Here is a 22,664-nt window from a genome sequence, read left to right as displayed (position 1 = left end):
AAAAAATGGAGATGCGAATTAGCATGCTAATTGCACCTCCAAAAAATATGATATTTTACATTTTCTCCCTCTCAACCGAACCGGTTAAATTCAAAGGTTAGGAGTGTTTTTTATACTACCTTTTTGTACCATTACTCTGTATTCTTTTGCTCATGGTCTATCATCCAATCATAAAAAAATACCAAACATACTATACCTTTAGGATGGAATTTTACTTCAAATTTTCAATCAATCAAAAAGGAGTGAAAAAGATAAATGCCTGTTCAAGCAATATTTAATAATGGTGATATTCAAGCTGTAGTTACCGCAACAAGTATAACTGCTGGACCAAATGCTGGCTGTGTCAGCCTTACCATTGAAAACAACTCTACTGGTGATCCGGATGAAAACATTATCCATGCCTTTTGTTTGGTAATAAATAGAGTAGAAGGCCCTTTCTTCCTGCAAACAGCAACCGGAGAAATGGAGCTTCCTGATACAGGTTGTCCTGGAGCTTGTATCAGCGCTCAGGATGTAGATGCCGTATTGCGATTTAGTGGTCCTGAACGAATTTTCCCTGGTGAAGATGAAACCTTTATTATTTGTCCAGATAATCCGGCTACGAACCCCCTTTTGGAATCTGACCTAGTTACTATTTCTCTTCACTTCCAGGACATTAATGATACAGAAGATAGTATATGTATTGCTCAAAACTTTGTCCCAATAGTGGTAACAACGACTTCGACTTCTACTTCTACTTCTACTTCTACTTCTACCTCAACTACTACAAGCACAACATCTACTTCAACAACAACTACGGCAGCACCAAAAAAATGTCCTGTAGCCAACCCACAAACTTGCTGTCAACATGTTATTGAATTTAAAACTCAACTAGTACCACCAGTTTTAGGCGGTATTGAAAATATTCATACCGATGCATTCTTTGCAGAGAAACCTGTAATTGAGGATGTGTGTCCTGAAAAAGTAATCGTTTGTGGAAAATTAACCAAAGTCATCACCTATACAGCGGTTAAAGATAATGGAGAACGAAAAGAAAAGACAATTACTGATGAGCGTGCTTTCCAATGCGTTATTGACAGAGAGGATGCTAATGAAGGCGATGAATTTAAGGTTGTCGGTGCAGATGTCCTATGTGAGGGTGCACCTAGATTAATTAATAGAGGAACGAGACCTGCAGGTACTGATTCCACTGGAGTTGTTGATGTTTTCTGGAGATTGGTAGAAAAAGATATTATTAAGGTGTGTATCCGAAAAGTTCTAAATAATGGATAAACGCGAACTATATATTACCACCTAATCCCTTGTAATGAGGGCGAGTCTAATAAAACCAGCAGACTTTCCATAAGAAAGTCAAATATTAAAGGAGGATTCGAATGGCAGGAGGACCTATTGTATTAATGGGAATTGATGCAGAAGATGGAGGACCAGGTGGTCATGGTCCAATTTCAAATTATATTGATGTTGTGAATAGTATTCTGGCAAATGTAACCAACGGCGGTTCTGGGATTCTAGTTATCGGTGGAGGTAAGAACCCTACAGATAATGTGACTGCCTTTTGGGATGCCATCGGTGCAAATACTGGTGTAACCGTATCTTATGTTAATGGAGCTAACATTGCAACACAGTCATTTTCAGGTTTTTCCATGATTGCAGTTGTTAGCAGTGTAGGAGAAACTGCCTCTGGAGGATTAACGCAAGCGGAAAATGATTTACTTGCTACGAGACAAAGTGATATAGCCAACTTTGTAAATAATGGCGGAGGGCTCATTGGTTTTAGTCAGACTGGCTTTATAAACCCCTATGCCTATTTAGCCATTGTTGGAACTTTTACAGTTAATATAAACCTATCCTATGATAATATCACACCTACCGCAGCAGGAATGTCTATTGGAATTTCAGATGACTTAGATATTTGCTGCTGGCATGATGAATATGTCACCTTCCCTTCTTTTCTAAGTGTATTGGCAACAAATCCTATTACAGGTAATGCTTCAGCAATAGGAGGCCAAAGTGTTGTTATTCCAACTGGATGCCCTGTTGCCAATCCGCAAACTTGTTGCCAACACGTCATCGAATTTAAAACACAGCTTGTTCCACCCGCACTTGGAAATAGTGTAAGTACACGAGTATTCTTTGCTGAAGACCCTATCGTTGAGGACGTCTGCCCAGAGAAAGTAATAATTTGTGGAAAGCTTGTAAAAGAGATCACGTATACACAAGTTGATCGAAATGGCGTCCAAAGCGAAAACACACTTACTGATGAGCGTTCATTCCAATGTGTCATTGATCGGGAAGACGCTAATGAAGGTGACGAGTTCGAGGTAGTTGGTGCTGCTGTATTATGCCAGGGGGCTCCCGTCTTAATGAATCGTGGAACTCGCCCTAGCATAGCTGGTACTGGGGAAGTCGATGTTTATTGGAGATTAAGAGAAAAAGATATCGTTAAAGTGTGTATCCGAAAAAGAGTTCTAGAAGGAAGTAACTAACTCCTTCATTTAGCCTAACTACTGGGGATCAAGTTAATGTAAAAAAGGCGCTTAAAATTAGCGCCTTTTTATCGTTGAAATTATATCACCCGTTTACTTTTCGCCAACAATAGACACTAGGTTAAAATGTTCCACAACAATCACTGTGTCATCATTCAGCTCAATTCCTTGTTCGGCTAGTGGTTCTTTCCAAGAAAAAATATGGTCTTCAATAAACTGTTCTAGCGTTGAGTTTTCGCCTTTGGCTATTCTTTCCCCAACTTCACCACTAATCTTTCCAAAAGGAATATCATAACGATCCGTTACTTCAATGGAGCCTCTATGCTCTCCTTTTTTCGTAAATACTTCTAATATGTCACCTGGAAAGCTTTTCTCCTCTTCCGGTAGTTCTTCATACCAGACTTTTGGTGTGCAAGTTGCTGTTTTTAGACCTGCTAAAACTTCCTCTAACAGTCGCTCATCATTTTCATCGCGACCCCAAAAATCAATACGTTTCATTTCATTTCCTCATTTCTATACTAGCTTCTGACCGCAATTAGAACAGAATTTAGCTCCACTTACTTTATTTCCACAGTTTGGGCAGAAGTTAGGTCCTGACCCAGATGTTTGGTTAGGTGGTTGCTGTGATTGTCCCTGGCTTTGATCTTGATTTTGGGATGACCCCTCTTTCATATTTTTCATCATTTCGTTTGCCATTGTCATGCCCATCATCATGCCTGCCATATCACTTGCGGTACCTGATCCGTGTAGTTTTCCAGAAGCCATTGCGTCCGTTACTTCAATTTGTTGGTACTTCGATACATTCCCAACCATGCCATGGGAAGCGCTCTTTGTCACCATATCTTGAACTTCTTTTGGATAGTTAAAGCTTCCCACGTTAAACGCGGTAAGCGTCATACCCATATCATGAATTTCCATGTCCAAATCTTCAAGAATTCCTTTGGATATTTCCAATCCATTAGCTTGTAAATTAAATAAATCTTTACCTTCTCTTGTAATCCACTTCATGAGTAACTGGTCTAATATCGATGTTATACGAATCTTCACATCATCAACCAAATAGCGTTGTTTTACACCAGCAATATTATCAATAAGTGCGATATAATCATTTACTTTAAACTCGAAGGTACCATTAGCTCGAATCGGCAAACCTCCAGGAAGATTCAATTGAGGGGCAGGAATATTGATTGCACTTCTAGTACCCCACTTTACATTGAAAATCTTCGTATTAACAAAGATTACTTCCACTCGAAGTCCACTATTAAAGCCGAATTTAAAACCTTTTAAAGTTGATAGAAATGGGATAATCTCTGACTCGATATTATAATCTCCCTCATCCTTGAAGATTCCTTCAACTTTTCCGTTGTAGAGGAATATTGCATCCTGGCCAGGACGAAGTATTAATCTACTGCCCTTTTTGATCTCCTTATTATTCCATTTCCAAAATATCATATCATCTCGGAATTCTTCCCATTCAATTACATCTGAAAATTGATTTTTGAAAAAAGACATTTGCTACTTCCTTTCATACGAATAGATTTTTAAAAACGTATACTATTAGAAGCTACCACCTCTACCGGTGTATGAACTACCACCTCTGGTAACTCCTCCGCTACCACCACCGCCTCCGCGGTTATTATTAGAAGGCTTTTTACGTTTTGTTACGCTTTTTGTTAAGTAAATATCTTTTTGTTTCAGAACTTTAAAGTCTCCTGTATAGGTACGTTCATTTACTGTAACTTTCCCTCCAGAATTATATGCCATAGTTCCAACAATTACTGCACCAATTCCTATTGCTATTAATATATGGAACCATGTATCAAACAGAAAGCTTTCCGGATTCACACCTGGAATATAACGCATATACTTTGATCCTGTTTCAATAAAAGTTTCAAAGGCTTCATAATACTTATCATCGTGTAAAAGAGGTGTAACTTTTTCATAAAGTAGGTCTACTCGTTGAATGTCCATGCGATCCTGAGCACCTTCAAAACTACCCAAGTAAAGCTTCCTGTTGTCTCTATCTAAAGTAAGCATTACTGTGTTTCCGTGTGGTTTGTCATAACCAGGCCCTATTTCATCATAAATATCCTCGAAATAATTTTGAATGTCCTTTCCATCTGCGTCTGGAGAAATAACAATAATAAAATCTGTTTCTCTTTTTTCACTATGTTCATATGCTAACTGCTCTAACTTAGCTATTTCTTCATCCGTTAATAGATTAGCATAATCATAGATTCTCTGTTTAGAGTCGTCCGCTAATACAGTAGTAACAGAAATAAATCCTATTAAGAGCAACATAAACGTTAGGGTGACTATCTGTTTAATATTCCTCACCAGATTTCACCTCCAATTATGAAGGAGACTAGCTTTAGCCCTACGAATGACGCAGCAGCAATTCCACCCCACCAAGTTGCTATTTTTTTCATACTTAACGGTGGCTTTCCAACTACTTTCCCTGTGACACCATTCATCGCAAAGGTATGTTCTTGCTTGTCGAAGTCATAATAAACCATCCAAACTGGAAGTAGAACATAGTATGCCTTTCTCTCATCAGTAGCAACATTTTTCTCCAAATATTGTACTGATGAATAGCCATTAATGGTGGAACCAATATATTTATCAATATAGCTACTCACTTTTGACTTCACTCTAGGGAATAAATCCTTATTGTTGAAATTATATTTTTCTGCTAAAAATCCTGCTAGATAAGGAGTTTTAAAGTCTTTCAGTGTCCCATAATCATATGGTTCTAGTTTATCCATTAGTTCATCATTCATCTTTTCCGATGCATCAACCGGAACCTTTTGGAAGGTTAAATCAATTTTACGTTCCACATCATAGTACTTCGTTTCCGTGTATATATAATCTCCTTGGGTATAAGTCCTTACTTTTGTTGCTTTTGCTCTCACATCCGCTATACTATGTAAATCATAGAGCCAGAAAGGGACATATATCCCAGTGATATTTTTAATCCGATCCGCTGTCATAAAACCATCTGGCGTCAGTCTTCCATTCTTACACCATTTCTTAAATGCTTCCATTGCCTGATCTTTACTAATTTGGAATGGAATGACCATATCTGGTGCAAGGTTTCCAGAAACTCTATCAGCAAGTACTACCCCTGCCCCACAAAAGCTACAGGAAGTAGCAGAGGTGTCTGCATCTGTTATGACTGCAGCTCCACAGTTATTACAAACATATTCTTTTGCTTCCTCATCCGTAAGCCTCGTCGTAATAAATTCATCTGAAAAATCATCAATAGAATCCGCGCGCCCACAACTACTACAGGATAGATTCCCCGACTCGGAATCAAATGCCATATCATCGCCACAGTTTGGACATTTATAATGAAGTAACATGTTATCACCTCTTATCTATATTTTCGATTTCTACATCAATTCCTCTTTTTAACTCTTCAAGCGCTTCAGCCTCTGCCAAGGCACGGTTGGCTTGTTCTTCGAGCCGGTCAAAAGTAGTTAAACGAACGTTTGATTGAGAAGGTCCCTTTTCGAACACGTTTCTCTTACTCTCTGCAACTGTTAACCTACCAACTAATTCATCTCTGCGGTTACGAAGTTCTCTAACATCTGACTCGAGTTTTTCTTGTACTAGCTTCATTTGTTCTGCTTTTATAGATGCAAGCTCCAGCTGCTTTTCTAATTGATTAACTTTTATCTTAAGATCCGCTTTCTTTATTAGAAAGCTTCGGGCTTTGTCTTCATTTACCATTTCTAGTGCTTTCACTGCATAGCGTTCCATCTTGTTCACTTCTGCTTGGCAAGTTTCAAGTTCTCTTATTATGCGATGCTTACCAGCTAGTGCTGCCTCACTTTCAGCAGTAAATTCTCTAAGGTCTCGTTCCATTTCTCGAATAAACATGCTGATTTCAGTTTCTGGATTTTTCAATGCAGTAACCTTTGCATGTATATTACTAGCTAAAATCGTCCTAACTCGTTTTAAAATACTCATTTCCCCCACCACTCCCCTACTTCAATAGTACTATAATTACGTAAAATCCGGATGAAAAGTTTCAGAAATATCAAAAGGAAAACGTAGTCTAAAAATCACTATCTAATTACAGTAAATTAAATTTTTAAAAAAATAGGTTGAAATGTGATAAAAGATGATATATGATAGGGAATAATTTATTGAAGCAATCTCAATCGTTTAATAGCTATGAAAAGGACACGGGTTACTTTTACAAGTTTGCAGAGAGGGAAGGATTTGCTGGGACCTTCCTAACGTAGTGAAGTAACTTACCACCTTGGAGCTGTTTGGTGAAATTAGTAACCAATACCGTTATGCTGCGTTAAAGCACTGGAGCCATAAGGAATGTCTTATGGAAATCTGGGTGGAACCACGGGTTAACATACTCGTCCCAATCTTAGGGATGCGTGTGTTTTTTTATTTTTCTAGGTTTTATCGAGCTCAAGCATTTTTACAACAATATATTACTCGCGTTGATAAGGACATGAATTATTTTTACAGTTTTACAGAGAAGGAAGGATTGCTGAGAACTTCCTAAACGGCGGAAAGTAATTTACCACCTTGGAGCTGTATTGGGGAAATGAGTATCCAATACCGTCATGCTACGTTACAAGCACTGGAGCCATAAGGTCTACCTTATGGGAATCTGGGTGGAACCACGGGTTAACATACTCGTCCCAATGTTTGGGATGAGTGTGTTTTTTTATTTTTGGGAAAGGAGGAATACTAAGTCAAGGTAGCTATTTTCTGGTTTTAGAGTTAAACAATCATATATAAACGGAGGGAAAGAAATGAAAAGTTTATTACTTAAGTGGAATCAAGTAAGTTTAGTAAGACGAATTCTTATTGGTATTATTATTGGTATTATTTTATCATTATCCTTACCTGATGCAATGAGCTGGATTATTATATTTGGGGATTTGTTCGTAGGTGCTTTAAAGGCAGTTGCACCAATACTAGTTTTATTCCTTGTTATGCATGCCCTCTCTAAACAAAGAAATGGAAATAAAACTAATATGAAATCTATTCTAGTCCTATATGCGATAGGGACATTTTCTGCTGGCCTAGTTGGTGTTCTTGCAAGCTTTATTTTTCCTGTTAAGCTATCACTTGTATCAGGAGCAGAAGATTTAACTCCTCCAAGTGGTATCCTAGAAGTTCTCGAAACTTTACTATTTAACATTGTAGATAATCCAGTTAACGCTCTAATGAGTGCTAATTATATTGGTATATTAGTTTGGGCTGTATTATTAGGAATCGCATTAAGAAATGCATCGGAATCTACTAAAAATGTGATAGAGAGTTTCTCTAATGCTATCACTGTTATCGTGAAATGGGTAATCAACTTTGCACCAGTTGGAATTATGGGACTTGTCTTCAATGCTATTGTTTCTAGTGGGCTATCCGCTTTACTAGGCTATGGAAAATTACTTGTTGTTCTGTTAGGCTGTATGTTCTTTGTAGCTCTTGTGATTAACCCACTTATTGTCTATTTTTACATCCGAAAAAATCCATATCCGCTTGTTTTTACTTGCCTAAAGGAAAGTGGTATTACAGCATTCTTTACTCGTAGTTCAGCCGCAAACATTCCAGTAAATATGAAATTAGCGGAAAGACTTGGGTTGGATAAAAATACGTATTCCGTATCGATTCCATTGGGAGGTACAATCAATATGGCTGGTGCGGCAGTAACCATTTCTGTCTTAACACTTGCTGCTGTTCACACCCTAAACATTGAAGTAGATATTTTCACAGCAGTTATTCTTATTGTTCTTGCTGCAATATCCGCTTCTGGTGCGTCAGGTGTTGCCGGTGGATCTTTATTACTCATCCCTTTAGCTGCTAGTCTTTTCGGAATTTCTAATGATATCGCGATGCAAGTCGTTGCAGTTGGATTCATCATTGGTGTATTACAGGACTCTGTTGAAACAGCACTTAATTCTTCCACTGATGTCCTCTTCACAGCAACTGCGGAATATGCTGAAAAGCGTAAGGCTGGAGAGGAAATAGTAATTAATACAAGTGAAGTCGTGTAATAATTAGAAATCGTAATTTTTAATTGATAAAAAGCTGTCTCTATGGTCATGACATTGACATAGGGACAGCTTTTTCTAACTTTCTTCCTTCCAAGGAGGATCTCCACTTTGATGTAGCTTCTGATTGATTTTGTAGACAGAATAAGGAACAGCGAAAGCCAGAATGGTACAAATGAAAATTAAGTTCTCTGGTAAAAATCCTAATATCAAATCCCACAAACAAAGAAACTCCCTTCTCTCACTCTTTCGATTTGTAAATAACCCCATCAGACCGAACTTCTGTCTTTACGGTTACGTTTACAGTGCTGTTGGAAAAATAATTATCACCTTTATCCCAGTTGTCTTTCATTTGTTCCCATGTTTCATAGTGAAATTTCTTTAAGTTATCTCCAAAACCAAAAACATCAGCCTTTAGCTCTTTTTGTGCTTGTTCGATAGACTTATTGGCAATTTCCTTAACTTTATCAGAGACAGCCTTTTCTAAGGCTTCTACTTCACTTGTTTTTTGGAGTTTCACCGTCCCAAAGGTTTCCTGCATTTCTCCCTCTAATTTTATTATTACATCTATTTCGATGTTTTTCGGATCCTTTGCCTTTATTTTAATCTTACTATTTGCTTCTCTAATCGAATAAGCTGTTAAATGACCTTTAAAATCCACCACAACGGGGCCTCGTACCTCTTGTCCCGTTATTAGTTCATACCCGAGCATTTCTTCAAGACTTAAGCTCCCGATCACTTTACTTGAATCTCCTTTAAAGACTGAGCCGCCCTCAAAATTTATTCTATTATTCTTAGCCGCTACCTCTGACAATACAAAGCTACTCTCTGTTAACAAATATTCGTGAATGTCGCCAATCCTTACTGGCTTCATTTCACCTGTTTTTCTCAGACTATTTTCCAGTATTTTATCGATGTAGCGGGCAGGTAGCTGTTCATTTTCTGGTTGGATATCTAAAATGTCCATCGCCTTCCCCTTCGAAATGACTACGTATATTCCCCGATGTGTATCTCTATTACGGATAAAAACATCCATCACATTAGCAAACAGTTCTGGTATAGATGCAACTTCCTCCGAAACGATTATAACTTTTAAATGTTCAAAAAATGGCATTTTATTCGTTTGGTTAGCCACATCCTGGGCAATATCATAGATACTTATCCCGCTTGCAGAGATATTCATATATCCCTTTTGTCCGCCCCCACCTCCCCCACTGGGAGTACCCAAACCTGCTGGCACTGCGATTTGGCTAGTTAATGTTAATTCATCATTACTTCCATTTTTATTCCCATCTTTTGCTACATCTATCGCCATTCCTATAATAAATCCACGCTCTTCTATACTAATTCCATCCCAGCAGCCAGAGAGAAGTATGAGCACAAGACAGCAGATAAACAGTTTATGCACTCGTTTTATCATTACGTCCCACTCCTCTTAATTTAGCGATTAGGAATAATACTAGAGTTGTTAAAAAGGAATATGAAATCACGATCGTTCCTAGTAGACCTGCAATGAGTGAAATTTGACTAATATCTCTTGGTAATAATGCAATATAATAGACGATAGGACTTAGAATTAAAACAAGCCCAATCTTCTTCATCCGATTAAAAATGTAACTTAGTGCTAAAATAGAAACATCCAATGCCATAGCTGTTGTAGTAAATGCACCCATCGTCCAAACAACAAAAAATACCGATTCTACTGATTCCAGGATACCGCCTGGTAACTCTATTCGTTTCGCTAAATCAATTGTTGGAAATAGTAAATTCGAGGTTGAAATTTGACCAAAAACCATTAGGCACGTTAAATAAACAAAGACATAGATGACTATAGGAATTGTCATACCAAGCACAGCTATTTTAGGAGCCTTCTTGGGTTGTCGAGCAAACGCTGTATAAAACAGGACAATACTAAATCCCATATAGGAAAGAGTACTTGTTTGTATCCCTTTCCAATAATCCTTCACATTCGTTTGAAACACTGGTAGTAAATTAGATGGTTCAATCCACCTAAAATTAAAGATTAATACAAGTAGCAAAATGAAGATAATAAAAGGGAAAAAGAGCATATTCAACCGGAACAATGCCGCACGGGCCCCTGAGACTGCATAGACGACAACTAATAAGAAAGACAAGGTTACAACCTCGACCGGTGTCTGATTAAATAAATATTGTTGAGATGTATCCCCAAGTACTCGTATATGAAAGGCGGCTATAGAGATAAAAAGAACAGCAAATAGAAAGGTAATAATCTTGGCAATAGGTTTTGACACAATGATAGAAGCATAGGAAATAAACGATTGATGTGGAAATCTTGCGGCTAGTTTAGCCATCAACCAAATCATTAGAACACAAACCGCCCCTGCAATGACTAGTGCAATCCATCCATCAGAGCCAATCGTTTCATCCGCAATTCTTCTCGGTAATGAGAGGATACCTACCCCAATAACCATCGACGGTATAGCAATCAATATTTCTTTCTCACTTATTTTCTCATCTCCATATTCGAGAGATTTCATGAATCTTTTACCCCTTTATTTGCAGAATTCGAGTCTTTTGGAGCAAGAAATCTTGGCCGTTTCGTTAGCATTGTCATAGGTGCACGTATAACAAGGTCCTTCCAGTCTCCTGCAATATTAGGAGCAAAAGGTGTTGAGTACGGTATACCAAAACTTTTTAGATTGACTATATGAATATTGATAATAATGTAAACTAGGACAATTCCATAGAGACCAAAAATCGCCGCAGCTATCATGAACCCCCAACGAATGATGCGAAATGTTATCCCAATACTAAATGATGGATTTGCAAATGCAGCAATTGCCGTAAGCCCAATGACAATGACCATAATCGGACTAACAATACCTGCTGTTACAGCTGCTTCTCCGATAACTAGTCCTCCAACGATTCCTATCGTTTGTCCAATTGGTGTCGGTAATCTAATTCCTGCCTCCTGTAATAATTCCATCGTAATTACCATTAGAAATGCTTCCACAACCGGTGGAAAGGGAACTCCCTCTCTAGACGCAGCGATGGAAAGTGCTAATTCAGTGGGTAACAATCCAGGATGTATAGACACTAATGCAATATACAATCCGGGTAGCATCAAAGCGATAAATGCTGCAAGATAACGTAACATCCTAAGTAATGTTCCAATCCACCATCGTTCATAATAATCTTCCGGGGATTTTAAGATATCCCCCAAAACAATGGGGGCAATTAATACAAATGGCGTACCATCTAATAGAATTACTACCTTCCCCTGCAGAAGAGCGGAGGAAGCTTTATCAGATCGATCGGTACTATCAATTTGTGGAAATGGAGATAAGAAACTATCTTCAATCCATTGTTCAATGAACCCTGACTCTGGGGCATCATCAATTTCAATGGATTCTATCCTTCTACTTACTTCTTTAACGATTGCCGGATTAATAACACCATCTACATATGCAACGACAAGGCTTTTCTTACTGCGTTCACCAATTTGATAGGCTTTAAATCGTAAATCAGAGGTCTGGAGAGCTCTTCGGAGTAGTGATAAATTGGTACCGAGGTTTTCAACAAATCCTGCTCTTGGCCCACGGACTACTGTTTCCGCAACTGGCTGTTGAATCGAGCGGCTCTCCCCACCTTTTGTATCCATTATTATTACCGACTGCTGCCCATCTAAAAAAAAGACAGATTTTCCAGAAAGAATTGCATTTGCTACATCATCATGTGTATTTCCTATCTCTGTCGTACTGATAGAAATGAAGGTTTGGAAAATCTTTTGAAATAGTTCTGTACTTTCCTGGGGCAAATGCTGACCTGATATTAAATCCTGTAAGTTTCCCAATATACTATCCTGAACTATCTGTTTGTCGATTAGTCCATCGATATAAATGATGGCACTTGTAATATCATTTTCTCCAATTTGAAATTCTCTAATTACCAAATCGCTTGGTTCATCTAATAGTTTCTTTAACTGCTGGATATTTGCCTCTAAATTACTATCTAGTTTTGATGGTTTACTTTGTTGATTTTCTTCCTGTCTTGCTTTTATTTTTTGTCTTTTAAAAACCCGCCGTACCATACAATCCCCTCTAGTCGTTAGAAAGTCCTCTCCTTTGGTTTCCCATTTATAAGAAAAATTATGCAGAGGTGGTCTGCCTTCAATGGATATATTGTTGGTGATAGTTGAAAGGAGGTAAAAAAAGATAGTATCCGTTCACAAAGTAATTGATCAATCTAGAGACGGTTTTTAGAATTAGCCCGTCCATATCACCCATTTCTTAAGCCATAAAACCCTTCATAATTCCCATTATTTTTGATTCATAAGTTGCATATACCCGTTATTCGTATTTTTCTATAATCAAATTATGATAGCGTTTACATAATAAACCAAACGTCTATTAATAACTAATAAGGAGGAATAGAAAGATGCGTAAATTGTTCTACATTGTATTGTCCATCATTATGTTCACCACGATAGTTTTTAGCTCTAATACAACAATGGCCGAGTCTGATCACTTTAATGGCCCAACAATTGAGAAGCAAACTAACAAAAAATCATCTTTTAAGCCCCATCCAAAATTTTCATGGGGGACTCCTGCACCATCTTCACCTGTTCTGCATCCCGGTTCCGTAAATGGTGCTGGCATGATGGAAGAACCGTTATCCAATATAGATTCAGTGATGGAATCCATGATTGAAAACGAGTTATTCCCTGGTGCCGTAACCTTTGTCGCTCGTGGTGGGCATATTGTTCAGCATGAAGCTTATGGACATGCTTACCTTTATGAGGATGACAATTTTACAGAAGCTGAAAATCAAATACTAATGAGAAATGATACGATTTTTGACCTTGCGTCCATTAGTAAGATTTTCACGACAACTGCAGCCATGATTTTATATGAAAATGACTATTTCGAGCTTGATGACCCTGTCGCGGAACATATCCCTGAATTCGCAACAAACGGGAAAGAGAACGTGACAATCAGCCAATTAATGACCCATACATCTGGATTCCCACCGAGCGCTCCCGTGTATGACGTTGATGGAGACCGTGAAGATCGCCACCAATATGTCCTTCAGTATCCACTAGCAAATGAACCTGGCACTGTTTATACCTACAGTGACTTAAATATGATTACATTAGGATTTTTAATTGAGCGCTTATCTGGTCAGAGACTTGATGAGTTTGTGAAAGAAAACATCACAGACCCTCTCAATATGAAAGATACGATGTATAATCCACCTGAATCTTTGAGATATCGAATTGCAGCTACGGAGTATATGCCATGGACAGATAGAGGCATTGTGTGGGGACAGGTTCACGATGAAAAAGCGTGGGCTCTAGAAGGTGTTGCAGGGCATGCTGGCGTCTTTTCTACGGCCCATGATTTAGCCATTTTGGCACATACGTTTTTGAACGATGGCCGTTATGGTGAAACACAGTTGTTGCAGCCTGAGACGGTTCAATTATTAGTTGAAAACCAAATACCTGAGTTTCCTGGAGATGATCATGGACTTGGTTGGGAGCTTTCTCAAATGTGGTATATGGAAGGCTTAGCGGAAGCATCCTCACTTGGACATACTGGTTATACGGGAACATCTATTGTAATCAACCAAAACAATGACACGATCGCTATTTTACTAACGAATCGTGTTCATCCAACTCGTTATACGGTTTCAACAAATCCAGCAAGACGTAAATTTGCTGAACTAGTTGCAGATGCCATTCCTGTAGCAATGCCAAACAAGAAAGAAGGAGCTTGGTTTGCAGGGTATGGGGATTTATTAAACCGTACCTTAACTGCAGAAGTAAATTTAGATTCTGATGCAACTCTAGCATTTGATATGTGGTATCGTACAGAACAAGACTATGACTTGGGAATTGTAGAAGTATCTACTGATGGTGAAAATTGGGTACCAGTTTTGGAGCCATTCTCAGGTACCAGTATAGATTGGTTATCAAAAGAAGTGACGATTCCAGCCGGGACAACGCATATCCGTTTCCGTTATGATACAGATACGTATTATCATGGTCGTGGGTGGTATGTCGCGAATCTGAAGCTGAATGAATCTACTAGCAAAGAAATACCACTAGACTTTAATAGCGATGGTTGGACAAAACGTAATTACTAAAATTCAAGAATACACCGTCAATCTATAAATTACTTACTTTTTATCCTTTTAAACATTTCTATTCATAAAGAGGCTTTCTCATAGGTGATGTGAGAGGCCTCTATTTTCTTAGGAAGATGATGTATTTGCTTCTACTAATAAGAGGGAAACCACTCTCATGGCTCCCCACTTTTCAAAACGCACTAACTATCAAGGCATATGTCTGGCTTAATCACTTAACGACTCCTGCTGCGATTTCTACCTGTTTTTGATGGGAAGCGTCTGGAGCACCATCTTTATGGCGAGTACTATTTCCAAAATAGACATCAAAGTGGCCGGTGATCCCGTTATCTTTGATATACTCCACATCATGCGGCATGAAAGACATACTGGCTGCTACCTTTCTTCCATCTATTTCTAATACAACGGCTCTTGGAGTCCATGAATAGCCACCCCAAATGGACTTTGCAATATTCGAGTCATTTGCGGTTAGTGTTTCCGAGTCTGCATGATTGGCTCCAATTGTTCGCTTGATGTAAAAACTTTTCCCCGTAGCATAATCAGTGACTTTGGCGGTTTTGTTGATAGGAAAAACATATTGGGCTTCGGTCCACCAATCCATATATTCCCCATGACGTTCACTTACTACCTCTTTCACAGCAATGTTATGAACCAGAATGGATAACTTCTGACCAATGGATAGCATACTCGAAGTCGTTAAGTTATTCGCACGTAACAATTCTGCTTGTGGTATTCCGTATTTCACACTCAAATTCCAAATATTATCACCGGATACAACCGTATGTGTCTTGTAGGTAATCGTATTTTGGGTAGTTTGCGTTGGTGCGTTTGTTCCGTTTGGAATGGTTAGTTGCTGCCCAACACGTATAATGTCAGAGGTTAAGCCATTAGCTGAACGGATTGCATCCACCGTAACTCCATAGCGTTCGGCAATAGCAGACAGATTATCTCCTGAACGAACTGCGTATGTGAAGGTTATTCTTTCTACTTCTGTTGTTGGTGAAGGGGTTGATGTTTGATTGTCCTTCGTCGGTGCTTCCTGATTACTCGTTGGGATTGTTAGTGTCTGTCCTATCTGAAGCACATTAGAGGCTAATTGATTGGCTTGTTTTAAGGCATCTACTGTTGTTCCATAACGGTTTGCTATCCCCCATAATGTATCTCCTGTTTCAACTGTGTGGGAAGTGCTTGTAACGGTAGGTGCTGGTGTTGGCGGTGGAGTAGGAACAACCTCCCCGCTAGTTGGTATAGATAATTGTTGACCTATTTGAAGGCTATCACTCGTGAGATTATTGGCACTTTTTAAGTTGCTTACTGATGTATTAAACTTTTGGGCGATGCCCCACAAAGAGTCTCCCGCTACAACAGTATAAGAACTTGTCATTTGTGTCGGGGCAAGATTTTGTGTTCCTATATTTGTCCCACCGCCCATTACAACAGGAATAACAAGTGTTTCACCGAGACGAATCAAATCACTTGTCTTATGATTCGCTTGCTTGATGGCTTCTACACTAACTCCATATTGCTTTGCCACAGCTATTAAGTAATCTCCAGATTTTACGGTGTGAAATGCTTTTGGGATAATCAAACGCTGATTAACTTTCAAAACATTACTCGTTAAGTTGTTGGCTTTCTTAATGTTATCAACAGATGTATTAAACTTCTTGGATACTCCCCAAAGGGTATCACCAGATGATACCTGATAATAAACCTGACTGGACTCAGCTACTTGTATGGTTGTGGTACTTGATTCTGCGGCGTATACAGTTGAAGTGTTATTCATAAGTGGAATAGAAGCAACCAACATCCCACCGATCATCACCTTCACCATGTTGACCTTGGTATTTGGATACCTTTCTCGTATGACTTGCCTAGCTGTCGATAATATATCTTTTTTTGCTTTAGGAGCCGTCCCTAATTCTGAGGCAAACTCTGTTAAGTGATCATTTAAGTAAATAACCAATGTATAAGTGTCATGTTGTGTATTGCTCTTTTGAAGTTCGTAGCTTTGAAATTGGTCCACTTTTGTCCACTCTCCTACTTATTGACATTTAGCTTGATAATTAGTGCTAGATGTTTAGTATTCAAAGGAAAGCGAATCATTATTCTAATTTAAATAGCAGCTCAAGTGATATCTGAATCTTTTCTTTTTATCCGGAAACTAAAAAAACATCAAGATTTCTGCCATAGACGGCTAAAATCTTGATGCTCTTTTATTAGCTTGATGTTGCATTCTTACATTTTTATAGAGAAGGAATCGGTCCTTGCAGTAATACTTTAGCTCAATGATGGACTAGATCTTTTTCCCAAAGTATGCGAAGTCGAACGGAAGATTTTATTTTCTTCTTGATTTTTAATAACTACTATTTTCTAATCTCCTCTAAGCTACGTTTTACCATTTCCTTCGATTCTTCTAACCCCAGGCTCGCACCGAATAATGGGCGACCAGTTTCTAAAATAACCCCATTTTTCAACTGTCCTATATTTAATGGTATAAAACCAAAATCATCAACAATTTTTTCTACTTGATCGATTGACTTTTTATCATCTCCAGCAATTAATAATGCTTTTCGATTTTCCTTTGTACCCTGCTTGGCATGGTCTACAAGATCGTGGTAACCTATATGATTAAAAGCCTTCACTACAATACTTTTTTCAAAATATTGCTGGACTCTTTCTGAAGAAGAAAGTTCTTTATCAGAAAATACTTGATCTGTTCCATCTACTTCCCACCAATAATTCATGGCATCTATTACAAGTTTATCTTGCAGCAATAAAGAATCAATTTGTTGATACTTACTCAACGGTACAGCTAAGATAATTATATCAGCAATTTGGATAAGTTCTTCTGATGTATAAGCTTTTGCACCAGGAACTAAAATTTCAACGGTTAATTCTATTTTTTCTGCTGGACCAGATGCAGCTATTCCTACTGGGTAGTCAGCCTGCCTTGCAAGTTGACCAAGAGAGATTCCTAATTTTCCCGCACCTAGTATTCCAATCATTGGTTTGGTCAATTTAATTCCCCTCTTTCAATATTTCTTTCACTCGTGGAATCACTTCTTTTCCAAATAATTCAATCGTTTGAAATCGTTCTTCTTGTCGTTGCCCGTTGATACCATAGACAAGATCAAAACGTTCAATACCCATTTCCTTAATCACTTTGGCCATTCGTTTTGCAACTGTTTCTGGACTACCAACATAAAATGAACCATTCTCTATTTCATTTTCAAAAGCTTCACGACTCATTGGTCCCCAGCCACGTTCCAAACCAATTTTATTCATCGCTGGAACGATATACTTCCACGCTCTTTCAATCGCTTCTTCATCTGTTTCAGCAATTACCCCATGAGAATGCATGCCAACCGGCTGAATCGGATTACCAAACTTTTTAGCAGATTGTTTATATAGTTCAATATAGGGTTTAAAGCGAATTGGGTTTCCGCCAATAATAGCTAACATTAATGGATACCCATAACGTGCTGCTCTTACAACAGACTCCGGTGTACCACCGACACCTACTTGTACATCCAATTTTTTCTCCGTCATTTTCGGGTAAACTTCCATATTCTCAAGGTGAGGTGTAAATCTTCCATTTGAAGTAACCGGTCCACCTTTGACTAGTTTATCAAATAAGGCTACTTTTTCTTCAAACAATTCATTGTAATCCTTTAAATCATAACCAAATAATTCGAAAGACTCCGTGAACGAGCCTCTTCCAATCATCACTTGTGATCGACCATTAGAAAGAGCATTCAATGTGGCAAAGCGTTGATACAAACGGATTGGATCATCAGAACTTAATACCGTGACCGCAGTTCCTAAAGTTATTCTCTCTGTAACAGAAGCTAGCGCAGCCAAAATAATTTCCGGACTTGAAATAGAGTACTCTTTTCGATGATGTTCACCTAATGCAAAAACATCAACACCAACTTCTTCAGCTAATTGTCCTTCTTTTGCTATATTTCGGATGGATTCTTCATAAGAAATTTGTTTACCCGAATGATCTACCGCAACATCTCCAAAAGTATCCAATCCAAATTTTAATTGATTAACATCCATATTTTCCACTCCAATTACTATTATATATTTAATTTATTTTTACGACGCATGTTGTACATACTCTATTTTAGATTAGTTTAAATAACATTCAACTAATAGGATTCACTTTCACATTTCCCAGCAAAAGGGTCAGTCTATGTAAATTCAAAAAAGCTTCTCAAAAGTTAAAATAACTTTTGAGAAGCTTTTTGGCTTTGGAGCACGGAATTACATCATGCCGCCCGTAAGATGAGAGTGTGTAATATCGTTAACGTGAGGTTCATAAAGTGCGGTAAATCAACGTTTTGGATATTTTTAACTGTAACATCTTTAACGGGGATTTACCGTTTTTAATGGGATTGCGTTAGCAAATTGTTAGCATGATTGTTAAGATACTATAATAATAAAAGCAATAAATATATTTAAACGGTGAACGATTTTGATTTTGAATATCTTATCATATCCATACACATTACGGATCGAATGATAAATGCAAAATATAAAACTTAGAATTAATTTATTTATCCTGATTATTAGTAAGATTACTATCTATTTCTATCATCCTTTTTTTTATTTCTTTTTTATAAAGCTCAATGGCTTTGTCCTTCCTTTCAGATTTGTTTAATCTATTTAAGGTCAAATTATTTATTACATCACTTCTAAATTTATATTGATCTTCCCAAACAATCGTTGTCCAATATGTTATAACATCACCCTGTGTGATTCCTATTTCACCTAATGTTTTTGAAAGTGTTTGTTTTCTTTTGTTAAAAACAATCGAATGCTTTAAAGAAACTCTTATATCATCATAAATTAATTCCCTTGATTCAGGGAATTTAAAAAAACCTCTAATAATATTTAATAAATCCTTAATTGTAAATTCAGGAGAAACTTGAATTTTATAGATACTTTCATATCGATTTGAATAGAGAAAAATTTCAATTTCTTTGTTATTCAATTTAGATAACAACTTATCTGTATAGTGGTCAAGAAAACTCTCTTTTACAGAACTTAGTAATTTTTGAGAAGGAATTTCTATTAAAATATTAAAATTCCTTTCAACTTCCGTATTATATTTTTCACATAATAGATCCCAGTTATTTTTTGATTTTATTATTATATCAGGATATACTTCTTTTAACTTTTTTTCAGAAGTACCTGATACAAGTACATTTGTACAAAGGACATAATCTTTCCACCCCAACTGACTCTTAATAGCCAGTGCAGATTTTAACGAATTTATAGCTTGAGTAACATTAAAGTCCCCACTCTTCCCTGACTCTACACTTTTACATTGATAAGCTATTTTATCAGTAGAATCAAAAATGTCTACTCCCTGTTCAGGTGGGTTTCTCCTATGGATATTATTTTGACTCCTCTCTAGACATAGAAGTTTAAAACAAAAGCTTTCCCAAACATCTGAAAAATCTTCTTCTTCTGGTACTTTTAAAAACGGTGGATAAAGTTTATAATTCATGGCAATCACTCGCTCCAATTATCAAAATAATCAGTTTTAACACTGTTTCTTCCTTTCTATTACACTTTCTTTTATTTATAAATGATAAACTGGCTTTGTGGGCTACCCAAATTACAGAATAATTCCATCAAAAAAATTAATAGGCTAATATTGATTTTCTTGGTTTACCTTTATCTGTTTACTACAAAATGAAAATCTAGATATCCAATAAAAAAATCACTCATGTTGCAAATAGAATTTCTCAATTTCGTCCATAATTAAGTCTGCAGGTTCTTCACCACGTTCCTTTATGTATAACATTTCCTCTAATTTTTCCTTTGTGATAAATAATATCACTGTTCTATCATCAGAAAATATTGTATTTCTTTTTATATGAGCTGCGTTATTCGGTAACTTTGTAGAACAAATAATAGCTAGTTTTCCCATAGGATTTGTAAGATAATTTTTAACCTGAAGAATTTCTTCTTTACCAATTTCACTCGTGTCATAATTCTTGAATTCAAACAATATCATTCGAGCATTTAATTCACGTCTTATCTTCGCCCAAGTGTTTGTCCCAGTATCTTCTCTATTTGCGAAAACTGCATCTCTGCGATCTATTCCCGAATATGATCTTGGTTGAATAATTGGTGGCTGTAACGGTGGTACAAATAGATATTCTAATATTTCCACACAGATATCCTCAAAGTCACTCCAGTTGGTACGCCCGGCCGGACAATTATTAAGTCTATCTACTAAGTCCAGAACTGTAGTCATCTAAAATCCCCCTATTCCAAAGAAGAACTTTTCGATAAGTTCAGGGTATTTTAGCAATAATTGTTTTAATTTCCTTCCATCTACTACAAAAATATTTACTTTATCTTTCTTCCTAATAATTTCTAGTGTTTCAAGGGTAGTTGATGTAATTAAACTGTTTGTCACTAAAACTCCATTATAATTAGGATAATTAGTACGTATTTGGTAACTTAATTCCTTAATTGATGAGAGATCAACCCTTGAACTCTTGTAAAATCTACAATCGATTAGCCAATTAGTAGTAAAACTATCCACCAACTGATTTCTATTAATGGAGCTGGCTATAATATCGACTCCATAATCCAATTGTCTTATCTCTTTATTATCAATTTTAAATTTTAATTTTACTAATAGTTCAGAGACTAAATTCATAAATTCATATTCACTAATTAAATCAAAGTCGAGATATTTTATATTTTTTAAATAAGATGATAGATATTCTAAATTATTATCGAAATCCTCATAAAGCTTAAAAGATTTGAAATTTCTTAATGAGTATGGTTTTTTTACTTTTGAAATCAAAACAGGAATTATAACGATATTACGATAGTAAAAATCACTACGAATTTTGTTCATCTCAAATTCAGTCCATTTACTCTCCACATAATGCTCAGAAAGCAATATAATAAAATAATCACTTGAACTAATCTTGTAATTTATGTCATTAATAATGTCATTACTTGTCTCAATCTCTTCTATGGAAACCTCTAATCCAACACTTTCTAGGCGCTCCTTAATAATGCTAGCTTTAGAATAATCTTGGTTATTATAACTAATAAAAACTCTTGACCCCTTCATAAAGCATCTCCTATTAAAAAATAATATAAAAACGAGTTATAAACCCTATAGGTTACTAATTTGATGATTGCAAAATCATCCTATTTTATTCATGTCAATATCATAACCAACACTTCTCATTTCTCTAAATAGCGGTACTTTCCATCCTCCACTTTCATCCATATCAATATAGACTACACCAGAAATGTCATTTGGTTTTTCAATATCGCCTTTTACCAAAGCAGATACTCTCTCTCTTCCTAATTTCCCAATGAGATATCCATGTTCAAAGACTACATTTTGTCTAGCCCTATCTTTTAAGTCTCCAGTTCCCTTTACTTTTCCTTCATCACATGGAGTATATAAAACAATTGCAAAACCTACGTTTGTATTTTCTTCTATTTTCTCAATAATGGTCTTACCTAGATTAACTTGTTCGTGCAATATAATAGCCTCTAAACCTAACCTTTCAACAAATCGTGCTACTTCTTGTTTCGCCGCATTATCGTGTCCATGAACAATAAACACCTTTGTCATATCCATTATTCTTCCTCCATCAACCTTAACAACTTCATTATTTTCTACTATATATAATTTTTCATCTATGAAAATTTCATTTACTGATTTTAAAACCTTGATAGCAAAAATTGATTTACCTTCAATATCAATTATCTGGTATTCTATTTTCGGATTTATTGAAAGCAAATTAACCGCTGCATCTATAATATTTTTAAAATTAAATCTCCTACTAATATTATTGAGCCTAAAACCTTGATTATCCTTACTAGCCCCAATAACGATGTATCCGTCCATTGTGTTACCCATCGCAGCAATATACATTGCTATATTTTTCGGTTTTAATTCAAATTCTCTACATATTAAATTAGGGCAATCATCACTTTTCAAAAGACCTCTAACTACATTAGCATCAATCATTAG

Annotated in this window: 20 protein-coding genes and 2 other annotated features; of the genes, 4 read left to right on the top strand and 16 right to left on the bottom strand. The window is 36.8% G+C overall.

The window, feature by feature from the left end; genetic code table 11:
• Positions 1–255: 255 nt before the first annotated feature.
• Complete coding sequence (locus TE34_RS20240; RefSeq protein WP_053075039.1) at positions 256–1,272, top strand: hypothetical protein; 1,017 nt, start codon at positions 256–258, stop codon at positions 1,270–1,272.
• A gap of 101 nt (positions 1,273–1,373) precedes the next feature.
• On the top strand, positions 1,374–2,486 hold the full coding sequence (locus TE34_RS20235; RefSeq protein WP_053075038.1) for a hypothetical protein: 1,113 nt from the start codon (positions 1,374–1,376) through the stop codon (positions 2,484–2,486).
• 93 nt (positions 2,487–2,579) lie between these two features.
• On the opposite strand, the gene TE34_RS09605 is transcribed toward TE34_RS20235, so the two are convergent.
• The 5 genes from TE34_RS09605 to TE34_RS09585 are packed head-to-tail and all read right to left on the bottom strand — an operon-like array spanning position 2,580 to position 6,458.
• Positions 2,580–2,984: an ASCH domain-containing protein gene (locus TE34_RS09605; protein ID WP_047984603.1), complete on the bottom strand. Its 405-nt coding sequence runs from the start codon at positions 2,982–2,984 to the stop codon at positions 2,580–2,582.
• Between the two features lie 15 nt (positions 2,985–2,999).
• Positions 3,000–3,998: an SPFH domain-containing protein gene (locus tag TE34_RS09600; RefSeq protein WP_047984602.1), complete on the bottom strand. Its 999-nt coding sequence runs from the start codon at positions 3,996–3,998 to the stop codon at positions 3,000–3,002.
• A gap of 45 nt (positions 3,999–4,043) precedes the next feature.
• Positions 4,044–4,823: a TPM domain-containing protein gene (locus TE34_RS09595; RefSeq protein WP_053075037.1), complete on the bottom strand. Its 780-nt coding sequence runs from the start codon at positions 4,821–4,823 to the stop codon at positions 4,044–4,046.
• Positions 4,820–5,848 carry a TFIIB-type zinc ribbon-containing protein gene (locus TE34_RS09590; protein WP_047984601.1) on the bottom strand — a complete coding sequence of 343 codons (1,029 nt, stop codon included), beginning with the start codon at positions 5,846–5,848 and terminating at the stop codon, positions 4,820–4,822. The genes TE34_RS09595 and TE34_RS09590 overlap by 4 nt, the downstream gene beginning before the upstream one ends.
• A gap of 4 nt (positions 5,849–5,852) precedes the next feature.
• The gene (locus tag TE34_RS09585) at positions 5,853–6,458 is read right to left on the bottom strand and encodes a PspA/IM30 family protein (protein WP_053075036.1); all 606 of its coding nucleotides are present in this window, start codon (positions 6,456–6,458) and stop codon (positions 5,853–5,855) included.
• A gap of 198 nt (positions 6,459–6,656) precedes the next feature.
• Positions 6,657–6,873 (top strand) — a binding site (T-box leader).
• Positions 6,874–6,940: 67 nt separating this feature from the next.
• Positions 6,941–7,159: a binding site (T-box leader), on the top strand.
• 108 nt (positions 7,160–7,267) lie between these two features.
• Here TE34_RS09585 and sstT point away from each other — a divergent pair.
• Positions 7,268–8,512 carry a serine/threonine transporter SstT gene (gene sstT, locus TE34_RS09580; protein WP_047984600.1) on the top strand — a complete coding sequence of 415 codons (1,245 nt, stop codon included), beginning with the start codon at positions 7,268–7,270 and terminating at the stop codon, positions 8,510–8,512.
• Between the two features lie 75 nt (positions 8,513–8,587).
• Here sstT and TE34_RS21230 read toward each other — a convergent pair whose 3' ends face one another.
• From TE34_RS21230 to TE34_RS09565, 4 genes are read right to left on the bottom strand one after another with little or no spacing between them, the layout of a single operon-like run.
• The gene (locus TE34_RS21230) at positions 8,588–8,731 is read right to left on the bottom strand and encodes a hypothetical protein (protein ID WP_169749097.1); all 144 of its coding nucleotides are present in this window, start codon (positions 8,729–8,731) and stop codon (positions 8,588–8,590) included.
• 19 nt (positions 8,732–8,750) lie between these two features.
• A complete protein-coding gene (locus TE34_RS09575; RefSeq protein ID WP_047984599.1) occupies positions 8,751–9,929 on the bottom strand; it encodes a Ger(x)C family spore germination protein in 1,179 nt (392 codons plus the stop codon).
• Entirely contained in the window at positions 9,910–11,028 is a 1,119-nt protein-coding gene (locus tag TE34_RS09570) for a GerAB/ArcD/ProY family transporter (protein ID WP_047984598.1), read from the bottom strand. The genes TE34_RS09575 and TE34_RS09570 overlap by 20 nt, the downstream gene beginning before the upstream one ends.
• A complete protein-coding gene (locus TE34_RS09565; protein ID WP_047984597.1) occupies positions 11,025–12,581 on the bottom strand; it encodes a spore germination protein in 1,557 nt (518 codons plus the stop codon). The genes TE34_RS09570 and TE34_RS09565 overlap by 4 nt, the downstream gene beginning before the upstream one ends.
• A gap of 347 nt (positions 12,582–12,928) precedes the next feature.
• On the opposite strand from TE34_RS09565, the gene TE34_RS09560 reads away from it, so the two are divergent.
• Positions 12,929–14,635, top strand: coding sequence for a serine hydrolase domain-containing protein (locus TE34_RS09560; protein WP_047984596.1), 1,707 nt, complete (start codon positions 12,929–12,931; stop codon positions 14,633–14,635).
• 211 nt (positions 14,636–14,846) lie between these two features.
• Here the strand turns inward: TE34_RS09560 and TE34_RS20665 are convergent, their stop codons facing one another.
• The 7 genes from TE34_RS20665 to TE34_RS20660 form a co-directional block, all read right to left on the bottom strand.
• Positions 14,847–16,658, bottom strand: a complete 1,812-nt coding sequence (locus TE34_RS20665) for a muramidase family protein (protein WP_053075035.1) — start codon at positions 16,656–16,658, stop codon at positions 14,847–14,849.
• A gap of 340 nt (positions 16,659–16,998) precedes the next feature.
• Positions 16,999–17,652, bottom strand: a complete 654-nt coding sequence (locus TE34_RS09545; RefSeq protein WP_157037618.1) for an NADPH-dependent F420 reductase — start codon at positions 17,650–17,652, stop codon at positions 16,999–17,001.
• A 1-nt stretch (position 17,653) separates the two neighbouring features.
• Entirely contained in the window at positions 17,654–18,697 is a 1,044-nt protein-coding gene (locus TE34_RS09540; RefSeq protein WP_047984595.1) for an LLM class flavin-dependent oxidoreductase, read from the bottom strand.
• 496 nt (positions 18,698–19,193) lie between these two features.
• Positions 19,194–20,153 carry a ubiquitin family protein gene (locus tag TE34_RS09535; protein WP_047984594.1) on the bottom strand — a complete coding sequence of 320 codons (960 nt, stop codon included), beginning with the start codon at positions 20,151–20,153 and terminating at the stop codon, positions 19,194–19,196.
• Between the two features lie 216 nt (positions 20,154–20,369).
• Complete coding sequence (locus TE34_RS09530; RefSeq protein ID WP_047984593.1) at positions 20,370–20,909, bottom strand: hypothetical protein; 540 nt, start codon at positions 20,907–20,909, stop codon at positions 20,370–20,372.
• On the bottom strand, positions 20,910–21,746 hold the full coding sequence (locus tag TE34_RS09525; RefSeq protein ID WP_047984592.1) for a TIR domain-containing protein: 837 nt from the start codon (positions 21,744–21,746) through the stop codon (positions 20,910–20,912).
• Positions 21,747–21,821: 75 nt separating this feature from the next.
• A complete protein-coding gene (locus TE34_RS20660; protein WP_201777687.1) occupies positions 21,822–22,661 on the bottom strand; it encodes a TIR domain-containing protein in 840 nt (279 codons plus the stop codon).
• Between the last annotated feature and the right edge of the window lie 3 nt (positions 22,662–22,664).

The organism is Ornithinibacillus californiensis (assembly GCF_001038485.1).
Classification (GTDB): domain Bacteria; phylum Bacillota; class Bacilli; order Bacillales; family Amphibacillaceae; genus Ornithinibacillus; species Ornithinibacillus californiensis.
This window is presented reverse-complemented; position numbering and strand designations above follow the sequence as displayed.

What these genes read in the sequence shown, in the direction of transcription:
- TE34_RS09530 (WP_047984593.1), bottom strand. Translation starts at nt 20,909, where the DNA reads ATGACTACAGTTCTGGACTTAGTAGATAGACTTAATAATTGTCCGGCC.
- TE34_RS09540 (WP_047984595.1), bottom strand. Translation starts at nt 18,697, where the DNA reads ATGGATGTTAATCAATTAAAATTTGGATTGGATACTTTTGGAGATGTT.
- TE34_RS09590 (WP_047984601.1), bottom strand. Translation starts at nt 5,848, where the DNA reads ATGTTACTTCATTATAAATGTCCAAACTGTGGCGATGATATGGCATTT.
- TE34_RS09570 (WP_047984598.1), bottom strand. Translation starts at nt 11,028, where the DNA reads ATGAAATCTCTCGAATATGGAGATGAGAAAATAAGTGAGAAAGAAATA.
- TE34_RS09560 (WP_047984596.1), top strand. Translation starts at nt 12,929, where the DNA reads ATGCGTAAATTGTTCTACATTGTATTGTCCATCATTATGTTCACCACG.
- TE34_RS09600 (WP_047984602.1), bottom strand. Translation starts at nt 3,998, where the DNA reads ATGTCTTTTTTCAAAAATCAATTTTCAGATGTAATTGAATGGGAAGAA.
- TE34_RS20235 (WP_053075038.1), top strand. Translation starts at nt 1,374, where the DNA reads ATGGCAGGAGGACCTATTGTATTAATGGGAATTGATGCAGAAGATGGA.
- TE34_RS20240 (WP_053075039.1), top strand. Translation starts at nt 256, where the DNA reads ATGCCTGTTCAAGCAATATTTAATAATGGTGATATTCAAGCTGTAGTT.
- TE34_RS09575 (WP_047984599.1), bottom strand. Translation starts at nt 9,929, where the DNA reads ATGATAAAACGAGTGCATAAACTGTTTATCTGCTGTCTTGTGCTCATA.
- TE34_RS09525 (WP_047984592.1), bottom strand. Translation starts at nt 21,746, where the DNA reads ATGAAGGGGTCAAGAGTTTTTATTAGTTATAATAACCAAGATTATTCT.
- TE34_RS09605 (WP_047984603.1), bottom strand. Translation starts at nt 2,984, where the DNA reads ATGAAACGTATTGATTTTTGGGGTCGCGATGAAAATGATGAGCGACTG.
- sstT (WP_047984600.1), top strand. Translation starts at nt 7,268, where the DNA reads ATGAAAAGTTTATTACTTAAGTGGAATCAAGTAAGTTTAGTAAGACGA.
- TE34_RS09535 (WP_047984594.1), bottom strand. Translation starts at nt 20,153, where the DNA reads ATGAATTATAAACTTTATCCACCGTTTTTAAAAGTACCAGAAGAAGAA.
- TE34_RS09565 (WP_047984597.1), bottom strand. Translation starts at nt 12,581, where the DNA reads ATGGTACGGCGGGTTTTTAAAAGACAAAAAATAAAAGCAAGACAGGAA.
- TE34_RS20660 (WP_201777687.1), bottom strand. Translation starts at nt 22,661, where the DNA reads ATGATTGATGCTAATGTAGTTAGAGGTCTTTTGAAAAGTGATGATTGC.
- TE34_RS09585 (WP_053075036.1), bottom strand. Translation starts at nt 6,458, where the DNA reads ATGAGTATTTTAAAACGAGTTAGGACGATTTTAGCTAGTAATATACAT.